This is a genomic window from Sphingomonas sp. Leaf5, from assembly GCF_001421155.1.
Taxonomy (GTDB): domain Bacteria; phylum Pseudomonadota; class Alphaproteobacteria; order Sphingomonadales; family Sphingomonadaceae; genus Sphingomonas.
Map to the genome: position 1 here is coordinate 140671 of NZ_LMJZ01000003.1, position 11600 is coordinate 152270.

General features: G+C 67.4%; 13 protein-coding genes. 9 read left to right on the forward strand and 4 right to left on the reverse strand.

The features are described 5' to 3' along the window. Positions 1 to 22 precede the first annotated feature (22 nt). From rsfS to ASE50_RS04900, 7 genes are all read left to right on the forward strand, one after another. A complete protein-coding gene (gene rsfS, locus ASE50_RS04870; protein WP_056001157.1) occupies positions 23 to 376 on the forward strand; it encodes a ribosome silencing factor in 354 nt (117 codons plus the stop codon). A 12-nt stretch (positions 377 to 388) separates the two neighbouring features. Further along, positions 389 to 811 (forward strand): 23S rRNA (pseudouridine(1915)-N(3))-methyltransferase RlmH, encoded by a 423-nt coding sequence (locus tag ASE50_RS04875; protein ID WP_056001154.1) that lies wholly within the window; start codon positions 389 to 391, stop codon positions 809 to 811. Then, positions 808 to 1959: a murein hydrolase activator EnvC family protein gene (locus ASE50_RS04880; RefSeq protein WP_056396419.1), complete on the forward strand. Its 1152-nt coding sequence runs from the start codon at positions 808 to 810 to the stop codon at positions 1957 to 1959. The genes ASE50_RS04875 and ASE50_RS04880 overlap by 4 nt, the downstream gene beginning before the upstream one ends. Positions 1960 to 2175: 216 nt before the next feature. Further along, complete coding sequence (locus ASE50_RS04885) at positions 2176 to 3522, forward strand: S41 family peptidase (RefSeq protein ID WP_056396423.1); 1347 nt, start codon at positions 2176 to 2178, stop codon at positions 3520 to 3522. Positions 3523 to 3526: 4 nt separating this feature from the next. After that, on the forward strand, positions 3527 to 4006 hold the full coding sequence (locus ASE50_RS04890) for a disulfide bond formation protein B (RefSeq protein ID WP_056396426.1): 480 nt from the start codon (positions 3527 to 3529) through the stop codon (positions 4004 to 4006). Then, complete coding sequence (locus tag ASE50_RS04895) at positions 4003 to 4542, forward strand: demethoxyubiquinone hydroxylase family protein (protein WP_056396429.1); 540 nt, start codon at positions 4003 to 4005, stop codon at positions 4540 to 4542. Before ASE50_RS04890 ends, ASE50_RS04895 begins: the two co-directional genes overlap by 4 nt. Positions 4543 to 4577: 35 nt before the next feature. Continuing rightward, positions 4578 to 4976 carry a hypothetical protein gene (locus ASE50_RS04900; protein ID WP_235512163.1) on the forward strand — a complete coding sequence of 133 codons (399 nt, stop codon included), beginning with the start codon at positions 4578 to 4580 and terminating at the stop codon, positions 4974 to 4976. Between the two features lie 1196 nt (positions 4977 to 6172). Here the strand turns inward: ASE50_RS04900 and ASE50_RS04915 are convergent. Genes ASE50_RS04915 through ASE50_RS04930 form a run of 4 tightly spaced genes read right to left on the reverse strand, consistent with a single transcriptional unit; the run spans position 6173 to position 8870 of the window. Continuing rightward, on the reverse strand, positions 6173 to 6571 hold the full coding sequence (locus tag ASE50_RS04915; RefSeq protein ID WP_056396443.1) for an acyl-CoA thioesterase: 399 nt from the start codon (positions 6569 to 6571) through the stop codon (positions 6173 to 6175). Next, complete coding sequence (locus tag ASE50_RS04920) at positions 6568 to 7197, reverse strand: hypothetical protein (protein ID WP_056396446.1); 630 nt, start codon at positions 7195 to 7197, stop codon at positions 6568 to 6570. The genes ASE50_RS04915 and ASE50_RS04920 overlap by 4 nt, the downstream gene beginning before the upstream one ends. Beyond that, positions 7194 to 7535 carry a hypothetical protein gene (locus ASE50_RS04925; protein WP_056396449.1) on the reverse strand — a complete coding sequence of 114 codons (342 nt, stop codon included), beginning with the start codon at positions 7533 to 7535 and terminating at the stop codon, positions 7194 to 7196. The genes ASE50_RS04920 and ASE50_RS04925 overlap by 4 nt, the downstream gene beginning before the upstream one ends. A gap of 54 nt (positions 7536 to 7589) precedes the next feature. Then, complete coding sequence (locus tag ASE50_RS04930; RefSeq protein WP_056396481.1) at positions 7590 to 8870, reverse strand: multidrug effflux MFS transporter; 1281 nt, start codon at positions 8868 to 8870, stop codon at positions 7590 to 7592. 120 nt (positions 8871 to 8990) lie between these two features. Between ASE50_RS04930 and ASE50_RS04935 the strand changes: the two genes are divergently transcribed. After that, positions 8991 to 9944: an isopenicillin N synthase family dioxygenase gene (locus ASE50_RS04935; protein WP_056396452.1), complete on the forward strand. Its 954-nt coding sequence runs from the start codon at positions 8991 to 8993 to the stop codon at positions 9942 to 9944. Between the two features lie 106 nt (positions 9945 to 10050). After that, positions 10051 to 11343 carry a homoserine dehydrogenase gene (locus ASE50_RS04940; RefSeq protein WP_056002264.1) on the forward strand — a complete coding sequence of 431 codons (1293 nt, stop codon included), beginning with the start codon at positions 10051 to 10053 and terminating at the stop codon, positions 11341 to 11343. Positions 11344 to 11600 lie beyond the last annotated feature (257 nt).

Sequence of the window (11600 nt, forward strand, 5' to 3'; positions counted from 1 at the left end):
TTCTTCCGACCCGACCGATGCCATGCGCGAGACCGAAGCGCTGCACCGCCTGGTGCTCGCCAGCCTCGACGACGACCAGGCGGTCGAGACGGTGTCGATCCCGCTCGCCGGCAAGTCGAGCATCGCCGATTACATGGTCATCGCCAGCGGCCGGTCCAGCCGGCAGGTGGCATCGATGGCGACCAAGCTCGCCGAACGGGTCAAGGCCGAGTTCGGTCGCCCGTCGCGCATCGAAGGGCTGCCGACCGCCGACTGGGTGCTGATCGACACCGGCGACGTGATCGTCCACCTGTTCCGCCCCGAAGTCCGCACCTTCTACAATCTGGAGCGGATGTGGGCGTTCGGCGACACGCTGAACCCGACCGCGCACGCATAACGCCGGCCGCCCGTGCTGCTGCATATCGTCGCGCGCGGGCGGATCGGGCGTGGTCCCGAAGCCGAGCTGATCGACCGCTATCTCAAGCGGGTCGGCTGGCCGACCCGGATCACCGAACTGCCCGATACCGGCGGCAAGATCCCGCCGGTCGATCCGGGCACGCGCATCGTGATGCTGGATGAGAAGGGCCGCGACCTGCCGTCGCTGGCGTTCGCGACGCAGCTTGGCCGCTGGCGCGACGATGGCGTGCGCGAAACCCGGTTCCTGCTGGGTGCCGCCGATGGCTTCGACGATGCGCAGCGGGCGCAGGCCGACCTGTTGCTGGCGTTCGGCCGGGCGACATGGCCGCATCTGATGGCCCGCGCGATGCTGGCCGAACAATTGTGGCGCGCGACCAGCATCCTCGCCGGCCACCCTTATCACCGCGAGGGATGAGGCGCGCCGTCGCCCTGATCGCCGGGCTGGCCGCGCTGGCGGGTGCGGCGGCGTGGGCGCAGGACGACCCGATCGCCACCGGGCGCGCGCGGCTGGAAAGCGCGCGCCGGGCGGCGGCGGCGGCCAGTGTCCGATCACAACAGCTCGACCGCGCCGCCCGCGCCGCCAGCGCCGGGGCCGAACGCAGTCGTGCCGCTCAGGCCGCGCTCGCCGCACGCATCACCGCTGCCGAAGCCGGCCGCCGGGCGGCGCAGGCGCGCGTCGCCCTGATCGGGGAGCTGCTCGCCCGGCGGCGTGGCGAACTGGCGGCCCGGCAGGCTCCGGTCGCGCGGCTGGTCGGCGCGTTGCAGTCGCTGGCCAGCCGTCCCGCATGGCTGGCCGTCGCGCAGCCGGGGTCGACCGACGATCTGGTCCATGTCCGCGCGGTGCTCGGCACCGTGGTGCCCGCGATGCAGCAGCGTACCGCCGCGGTCCGCACCGCCATCGCCGATGCCGGGCGGCTGCGGTCGCAGGCCGGCACGGCGCTGACCGCGCTGGCGGCGAGCAACGCGCGACTGGAGAGCGAACGACTGGCGCTGGTTCAGGCGGAGGCGGCACAGCGGCTGCGTTCGCGGGCGCTGGCGCGCGGGGCGCTGGTCGAATCGGACCGGGCGATCGCGCTGGGCGAACAGGCGCGCGACATCGTCGATTCGCTGGAGGAACTGGGCGAGGTCAGCGATACCCGCGCCGCGCTGGCGGCGTTGCCGGGACCGCTGCCGCGCCCCGAAACCGGCGCTTCGCCCCTGCCCCCGCCCGCCTATCGCCTGCCGGTCGCAGGGATCGTCGCCGCCGGGTTCGGCGAAATCAGCGATAGCGGGGTGCGCGCGCGCGGCGTCACGCTGACGGTTCCACCGGGGGCTGTCGTCGTCGCGCCGGCGGCCGGCACCATCGCGTTCAGCAAGCGGTTTCGTGGCTATCGCCGGGTCGTCATCCTCGACCATGGCGGCGGCTGGACGACGGCGATCACCGGCTTGGCCGCCAGTGCCGGTCCGGTCGGCGCGCATGTCCGCGCGGGAACGGTGATCGGGCGGGCACCGGGCGGGGAGTCGCGGGTGACCGTCGAACTGCGCCGCCACGGCGTCCCCGTCGATCTGGCCGCGATGCTGTAGCGAGGAAGGCTGTTCGAAAACGCGCGGTTGCGCGTTTAGCGGTGCCGGCCCGCTCCGCGCGTTTCCAGACACACTCTCCGGCAACGGCGGAAAACCGCTTGCATCCGCCCCCGCGTCGTCCATCTCCGGTTCAGGCCATCGCCGCTTTGATCGCCGGACGATTTCCAGCTAGTGTGGCTTCCGTACCGCAGTCGAAAGCATCAAGCGTATATGCGTATGTCCCGTCCGTTTCTTCAGGCTACCGCGATCGTCGGCGCGCTGGCGCTGGTCCCCGTCGCGACCGGCGCGATGGCGCAGGCCGATGCCGGCAGCTTTCGCGAACTCGATAACTTCATGGACGTCTATAACCGGGTGAAGGCGAGCTACGTCGACAAGGTCGACGACAAGACGCTGATGGAAGGGGCGATGCGCGGCATGCTGGCCGCGCTCGACCCGCATTCCAGCTACCTCGACGCCAAGGATTTCGAGAATCTCCGCATCGCCACGAGCGGCAATTATTCGGGCCTCGGCCTGTCGGTCACGATGGAGGACGGCGCGGTCAAGGTCATCACCCCGACCGAGGATACGCCGGCGGCACGCGCGGGCATCAAGTCGGGCGACTATATCACCCATGTCGACGGCAAGCTGATCGTCGGCGGCACGCTGGACGAAGCGGTCGCGCAGATGCGCGGGCCGACGGGGTCGAAGGTATCGCTGACCATCGTCCGCCCCGGCCGCGACAAGCCGATCGAACTGACGCTGGTGCGCAGCACGATCGTGCAGAAGCCGGTGAAGTGGGAAGTGAAGGACGGCATCGGCGTCATCAACATCAACACCTTCAGCGAGACGACCGGGGCCGATACCCGCGCCGCGATCGCCGGGATCGACAAGGCGCTGGGCCACAAGCCGAAGGGCTATGTCATCGACCTGCGCGACAATGGCGGCGGGCTGCTGACGCAGGCGATCGAGGTGTCCGACACCTTCCTGGCGCGCGGTGAGATCGTGTCGCAGCGCGGCCGCGACAAGGCGGATACCGAACGCTATTTCGCCGAGGAAATGGTGCCGGGCGATCTGGCGCAGGGGCTGCCGATCATCGTGCTGACCAATCCGGGGACGGCATCGGCATCGGAAATCGTCGCCGGCGCGTTGCAGGACCATCACCGTGCGATCGTAATGGGCGAGCGCAGCTTCGGCAAGGGATCGGTCCAGTCGATCTTCGACCTGTCGAAGAACACCGCGCTGCGCCTGACCACCGCCCGCTATCATACGCCATCGGGCCGGTCGGTCCAGGAAGGCGGCATCGACCCCGACCTGAAGGTACCGCAGATTTCGGACCCCGATTACAAGAGCCGTCCGGTGTACCGCGAGGCCGATCTGCGCCGGCATCTGGTCAACGAAGCCGGCATCGACGACAAGACGCTGACCGAGGATACGAAGGACGATCCGCGCTTCGCCGAAACCGCCGAATCGCTGAAGAAGCGCGGCGTCGACGATTTCCAGCTCTATTACGCGTTGCAGACGATGGGCCGGGTCGGGCCGACGACGCGGATGGCCGCCGCCGCGCCCAAGCCCGGCAAGCGCTGAACCGATGCGCGCCAACGACCTGCCGCTCGCGCGCTGGATCGCGCTGCTGCTGCCGCTCATGCTGATCGCGGGGGCGCTCGGCTCGCAATATCTGGGCGGGCTGTACCCGTGCGAGATGTGCCATTGGCAACGCTGGCCGCATTATGCGGCGATCGTGCTCGCGGCGCTGTCGTTCTTCGCGCCGCGTACCTCGGCGAAACGGCTGCTGGTGATCCTTGCGGCGCTCGGCATATTGACCAGCGGGCTGATCGGGGTGTTCCACGCCGGCGTCGAATATCATTGGTGGCAGGGGGTCACCGCCTGCGCGAACACGCTGCATGCGACCGGCGGCGATTTGCTGGCGGCGATCGTCCGGCAACCGGTGGTACGCTGCGACGTGCCGCAATGGTCGGTGCTCGGCATCTCGCTGGCCGGATTCAACGCGATCTTTTCGATCACCGGTGCGTTGGTGGTGCTGATGCTGGCGACACGGAGGCGGACATGAGCAAGTGGCGACCCGGCGATCCCCGGCCGGGCGGGGTCCGATCGATGATCCGCGTTGATCAGGCGGGTGAATATGGCGCGACGCGCATCTATGCCGGACAGCTGGCGGTGATGGGCGACCGCAGCCCGATGTCGGCGGCGATCCAGGGCATGGCGTTGCAGGAGGCGGAACACCGCGCCTATTTCGACGCGCTGATCGCCGAACGCGGCGTGCGGCCGACGATCATCCAGCCGATCTGGGACGTCGCCGGCTTCGCATTGGGTGCGGCGACGGCGGCGCTCGGGCCGGAGGCGGCAATGGCGTGTACCGCCGCCGTCGAGACCGAGATCGACAAGCATTATGAGGATCAGCTCACCGAACTGGGCGACGACGATCCCGAACTCGGGGCCGCGATCCGCAAATTCCAGGCCGAGGAACTGGAGCATAAGGAAGCGGCGCTGGCGCATGGTGCCGAACGCGCGCCCGCCTATCCGCTGCTGTCGGCGACGATCCGCGCGGGCTGCCGCATCGCCATCGAAGTTTCGAAACGCATTTGATCGTCGGCGCGTTACCCCGACAGGAGGATTTTGTGATGACCCGCATGTTTCTGGCCGGTGCCGCCGTGATCGTCGCCTTTGCCATGCCGGCGGTGCCTGCCGACGCGCAGGTCCGCAACGGTACGATGGTCATCTATGGCAACGACAAGTGCCCGACCAACGCCGATGGCGAGGAAATCGTGGTCTGCGTCCGCCGTGGCGAGCAGGAACGGTTCCGTATTCCCAAGGAATTGCGCGACGTCGAACCGACCCGCGACGGCGAAAGCTGGGCGACGCGCGTTGGCGACAATCTGAACGCGGGTGCAAGCGGGATCGGCAGCTGCTCGACCGCCGGCGTCGGCGGGCAGACGGGATGCTTCGTCCAGCGCGCCAATGCCGCACGGGCGGAACGTCGCGCCCGGCGCGATGCCGAGGCGAACGTCCCGCTGCCGTGAAGGCGGTTCGCTGACCGGTAGCTAGGGGATGATGACTTAACATCGAACCGCTCGTCCTGAGTAGCCACTGAGCTTGTCGAAGCGACGTATCGAAGGACTGCCAAAGATGCTTTGATACGGGCCTTCGAAAAGCTCAGTCCCTACTCGGCACAAACGGGTGGACTTGATGTCGTCGTGATCTAGCCTGCGGCGTTACCGGGGATGCGGACACTGCGCATGTAACCCGACATTGGACGTACCCCCGCGCAGGCGGGACTGTTTACACGAGGTGCGTTTTGGATTCTTCGGTGTTCCTTTGATTTGGGACGGGGAGGATAGGATGCGTTGTCCAGCGTGCGAGGGGACCGACCTTATCAAGCGGGGCCGCAAGTCGGGGCATCAGCGCTATGTGTGCCGGGCGTGCGGTCGATACTGCACCGACAGCCAGCCCAGGTTCAGTGCCGAGACGAAAGCTTTGGCGATCGAGATGTACATGAACGGCATGGGCATCCGGGCGATCGGCCGNCGATACTGCACCGACAGCCAGCCCAGGTTCAGTGCCGAGACGAAAGCTTTGGCGATCGAGATGTACATGAACGGCATGGGCATCCGGGCGATCGGCCGGGTGCTGGGTGCATCGCCGGCGGGGGTCCTCAAATGGATCCGCAAGGAGCATGCGACGCTRCAGGTCAAACTTGCGCAAGCCGCTCCGGTCGACACCGGGGAGGCYGACGTCATCGAGATGGACGAGATCTAYACCTACGTCCAAAAAAACGGCAGCGAGCGGTGATCTGGACGGCGTACAGCCGCCGGCATCGACGCGTCGCGTCACGAGCGCGACCGCCATCTACGCCCTGGCCAAGGCCGCTGTCGGCCAGATCAGCGCCATCTTCACCGACGCCAACTCCTGCTACCACCTCGCCTTTGCRCGRATCGGCGCGCCCGAACCCCACCAGCAGACCAAGGCGCAGACGCATCTGATCGAATCGTCCAACGCCTCGTTTCGCGACATGCTGGCCCGCTTCAACCGCCGAACCAGGCGCGCTTCCAAGACCCAACAGATGCTCGAAATCACCCCCGACATCCTCCTCGCCAGAGAACGTCTACAGAGTCCGACGTGAACACTCCCGCCTGCGCGGGGGTACGGCAGGGGGTCAGGATCGGTACTTTCGCAGCGGTCTCGATCAAGTCCGGAGTGACGGCAACTACCGCCCATCTCACCGCGTGAACCGGTCGACCACCTCGGCAGGCACGCGCAGCAGTCGCCCGCTCCGACGGTCGAGCAGTGCCCAGGTCGTGCGGGCCTCGACCTTTACCCGCCCATCCGCGCCGGTGAATTGCATCAGCCGGTCGAACCTCGCCCCCTTCGGCGCATCGGCGACCCAGGTTTCGGCCGTCACCGTCTCGCCCGCGAGGACGCTGCCGCGATAGTCGATTTCGTGGCGGGTGATGACCCAGACATAGGCGGCATGCTGTTCGGGCGTGGCCAACGCGTGCCAGTGCGCAACCGCCACGTCCTGAATCCAGCGGACCCAGACGGCGTTGTTGACATGGCCCAGCTCATCGATGTCGTCGGGACCGGCGGTGATCTGTCGGGTGTAGCGGGGCGCACTCATGGTGCCGGACGCGGCTTCAGGCCACTGGTCTGGATACGCCATGCCCGTTGTTCGGCGGTCGCGCCGTCGATATCGCCGGTCCGGTGCAGCGTGATCGGTCCGGCGAGCGATACCGGCGTGCCGTCCTTCAGCCGTCCGGTCACCCGGACCGGTATGTCGATATAGCGTTGCCCGGCCCCGGCATCGATCCGGCCGGGCGTTCCGATCGTCGCGCGATACTCAGCATATTTGGCGAAGGAATCGGCAAACGCCTTCGCCGTCATGCCGGCTGCCTCGCCACGCCCGTTCCACAGGCGGTAGGCGTCGTCATATCGCCCGCTGCCGATTGCCGCGAAATACTGGTTCAGCACCGCCACCGCTTCCTGTGGACCCGCTTCGGTCGCGACGGGATCGGGTGTGGCGACCGAGCGGACTTCGTTGGCCGGGGGCGGGGCCGATACGCCGGGAATGCCGTCGCCGGGGGGCAATGTGGTCGACGGCGTCACCGGTGTCGGCGCACCGGCAACGGGCGTCGGTTCGGCGGCACCGACGGCGGCGTCGTTCGCCGCCGCCATCTCGTTACCCGCCTCGCCGCCGCCGCACGCCGACAGCAGCACCGCCAGCCCGACGACCGCCGCTATCCTCACGGTTCGATCGCGTCCCGATCGGCATCGGCAAGGTCGCTATCCTCGGGCAGATTGTCCTCGTCGAAATCTTCCTGCAACTCGTCCTCGGCCTGATCGCCCTGACCGGTGATCGTTACCGTCTCGTCCTCTTCGGCGAGTTCGTCGTCGACCATGTCGAGTTCGTCCTCGTCCTCGTCGTCGGACAGGCCGAGATCGGGTTCGAGGTCGGTCAGGATCGTGCCGTCGCTGGGTCCGTCGCGGGTCGCTTCGAGGATTTCGGCGCGCTGGCTTTCGTCATAGCCGTCCTCGTCATAGCCGTCGTCGCCCGACCCCTGACCATTTACCTGATGACCACCCATCGCGTGACTCCTGCTGGTTAGGACGGGGAAACCCGCCGGATCGCGCCCCGGTTCCTATCCCCGGCGGAACAGGCGGCCATGTTCGGTACGAAACACGACGAGCAGCGCGAGAATGCCGAGGAACAGGAACCCGCCATACAGCGGCACGGTGGTGCCGTCGAAGGCCTGACCGATCAGCGCGCCCAGCACCGCACCGCCCAGCATCGACACGAATCCCTGCAACGACGAGGCGGTGCCGGCGATCGATCCCATATTCTCCATCGCCATCGCCGAGAAATTGGAGGAAGCAAGACCGAAACAGGCCATCATGATCGCCTGCAGGATGATGAAGCTGGTCAGCGATTCGAGACCGGCGAGCGTGATCGCCAGATGGACCGCCGCGACCGCGACCAGCCCCAGCAAGGCGGCGTGCGAGATCAGCCGCGTGCCGAAACGCATCACGATCCGCGAATTGAAGAACGACCCCGCCGCCATCGTGCCCGCGACGCAGGCGAACACGACGGTGAGCAGCCTGGGCTTGCCGAACGTCACTTCCATGATCTGCTGGATCGATCCGACGAAGCCGAACAGCCCGCCCGACAGCAGCGCCGCCGCGACCGTATAGCCGACCGCATATCGATCGCGCAGCACGATGCGATAGCCGGCGATGATCCGGCCGGGGTCGAGCGGCGCACGGTCCGATTCGGCCAGCGTTTCTGGCATCCTCAGCACGAACCACGCGAACACAGCGGCGGTGACGATCGCGATCCCGCCGAAGATCCAGCGCCACGATGCGAAGGCGAGCACGAACTGGCCGAAGGTCGGGGCCAGCACCGGGGCGGCCATGAAGAAGATGAAGGCGAGGCTCATGACCCGCGCCATCGCCCGGCCCGAATAACAGTCGCGTACCAGTGCCACCGTCACGACGCGTCCGCCCGCCACCGCCGCGCCCGATGCGAATCGCGCGATCAGCAGCAGCAGGAAACTGCCCGATACCGCTGCGACCAGATTGGTGATCGTACTGGCGATCAGTGCAAAGATCAGCACCGGCCGCCGGCCATAGCGATCGGCCAGCGGACCATAGGCCAGCTGCGCGATCGAGAAGCCGAGCAGGAACGAGGTGACGACGAACTGCCGCGTATTGGGTTCGGCGACGCCCAGCGCATCGCCGATCGCGGGCAGCGCGGGCAGCATCGAATCGATGCCGAGCGCGGTCAGCGCCATCAGCGCCGCGATCAGCGTCACGAACTCGCCGAACGGCAGCGGCGAACGGTCCGCCGATCCTTCGGGGCCGGTGGCGGCGTCGGTCAGCGCGGCGGAGGTGTCGGGCGACAGGGGATCGGTTCTTTGTTGCATCGCGTCATCCCCCATGCCGGAACTCGGGCGCTGCGTCACGCAAAGGATGACCCTGTTCGTGGGCGGGCCGGGCGTCTATCTTCATGGCTTCGTTCCGGTATCTTTCAGGATTTGAGACCCATGGCCGACACGCCGCTTTCGCAGGTTCCGTTGATTTCGATGGCGCAGGCGGATCGGGACCCCGATGGCTTTGCCCGCGATTTCGGCGGCTCGTTCCAACGCTTCGGGTTCGCGATGGTATCCGACCATGGCGTCGATCAGGACGTCATCGACCGTGCGTGGGCGATGACCAGGGCGTTCTTCGACCTGCCCGAGGGCGAAAAGCGCGGCTATTTCGTCGACGGCGGCGGCGGCGCGCGTGGTTATACCCCGTTCAAGACCGAGATCGCCAAGGGCGCAACCCATGTCGATCTGAAGGAATTCTGGCACGTCGGCCGCGAACTCGTGGCCGGCCACCGCTATGGCGACGTCATGCCCGCCAATGTCTGGCCCGACCGGCCGGAGGGGTTTCGCGAGGCGTTCCTCGACCTGTTCGCCGCGCTGGATGCGGCGGGCGACCGGTTGCTGTCGGCGATCGCGCGCTATCTCGGGCTGGAGCCGAACTGGTTCGACCCTGCGGTGAAGGACGGCAATTCGGTGTTGCGCCTGCTGCACTATCCGCCGGTCGCGGCCGATGCGCCCGAAGTGCGCGCCGGCGCGCATGAGGACATCAACCTCATCACCCTGTTGCTGGGGGCCGAGGAAGCGGGGCTCGAACTGCTCGACCGCGACGGACGCTGGCTGCCGGTCGCGCCGCCGCCGGGTGCAATGGTCGTCAATGTCGGCGACATGCTGCAACGGCTGACCAACCACGTGCTGCCGTCGACCACTCACCGCGTCGTCAATCCGGCCCCCGAACGGCGCGGCCATTCGCGCTACTCGATGCCGTTCTTCCTGCACCCCGCGCCCGATTTCCTGATCGAGACGCTGCCGGCCTGTGTCTCGGACGAACGCCCCAATCGCTACGAAACGCCGATCACTGCGCACGACTATCTCTATCAGCGGCTGGTCGAGATTGGGCTTATCAAGGCATGACCCGCAGCCAAGCCCTTTCCCTCCGTCGCGGTGGCGACTAGAGACACGAAACCGGCCGGGGCGACGCTCCGGCCGCAATTTTATGTCGTAACGAACCGAGGATATCATGACTGAACCGCTCCGCGTCGCCATCGCCGGCCTTGGAACCGTGGGTGCGGGCGTGATTCGGTTGATCGAGACCAACGGCGCGCTGATCGCCCGCCGCGCCGGTCGCCCGATCGAAGTCGTCGCGGTATCGGCGCGCGACCGCAGTCGGGATCGCGGCGTAGACCTGTCGCGCTACCAGTGGGTCGACGACACCGCGGCGCTGGTGCAGGCGGGCGATGCCGATGTCGTGGTCGAACTGATCGGCGGATCGGATGGCCCGGCGCTGACGCTGGCGCGCGGCGCACTGGCGGCGGGCAAGAGCTTCGTTACCGCCAACAAGGCGATGATCGCGCATCATGGCCTCGAACTGGCGAAGGCCGCCGAAGGCAAGGGCGTCGCGTTGAAGTTCGAGGCGGCGGTCGCGGGCGGCGTGCCGGTCGTCAAGGGCCTGCGCGAAGGCGCGGCGGCCAACGAGATTTCGCAGGTCTTCGGCATCCTGAACGGCACCTGCAATTTCATCCTGTCGAAGATGGAGGCCGAGGGGCGCGATTTCGCCGAAGTGCTGGCCGAGGCGCAGGCGCTGGGCTTTGCCGAAGCCGATCCGAGCTTCGACATCGACGGCGTCGATGCCGCGCACAAGCTGTCGATCCTCGCCAGCCTCGCGTTCAACACCCAGCCGGCGTTCGATGCGGTGGCGGTCACCGGCATCCGCCACGTGCTGGCCGCCGATATCGCCGAAGCGGCGGCGCTCGGCTACCGCATCCGGCTGGTCGGGGTGGGGGAAGCGGGGCCGCGTGGACTGTTCCAGCGGGTCCATCCCCACCTCGTGCCGCTCGACCATCCGCTGGCGCATGTCACCGGATCGCTGAACGCCGTGGTCGCCGAGGGTAATTTCGTCGGCCGCCTGTTCTTTCAGGGGCGCGGTGCCGGCGATGGGCCGACCGCCAGCGCGGTGGTCGCCGACCTGATCGACATCGCCCGTGGCGAATTCGGCCCACCCTATGCGATGCCGGTCGCCGACCTGACCCCGGCGGCCCCCGAACCGACCGGCGACCGCCGCGGCCGCGCCTATCTGCGGTTGCAGGTCACCGACAAGGTCGGCGTCCTCGCCGAAATCGCCGCGGCGATGCGCGATGCCGGCGTGTCGATCGAAAGCCTGATCCAGCGCGGCGCGAATGCCGATGGCAGCGTGCTGGTGGCGATCGTCACGCATGAAGGACCCGAGCGCAGCGTCGCGCAGGCGCTGGAAAAGCTGGAAAGCTCGACCAGCGTGCTTGGCCGACCGATGTGGATGCACGTGCTGGGTGCGTGAGTATCGGGAAGTAGCATTCTGCCGCGATCGTCGCGGTAGCGGACTGCCGCTTAAATGTGGCGACCGGCGTATGTCCGTAGGGTCACCGACGCAAGCGGAGTGCTATTCGGCTCTGGACCCCCGCCTCCGCCGGGAGTGTTCACGTGGGACTCTGTAGGCGTTTTCTGGCGAGGAGGATGTCGGGGGTGATTTCGAGCATCTGTTGGGTCTTGGAAGCGCGCCTGGTTCGGCGGTTGAAGCGGGCCAGCATGTCGCGG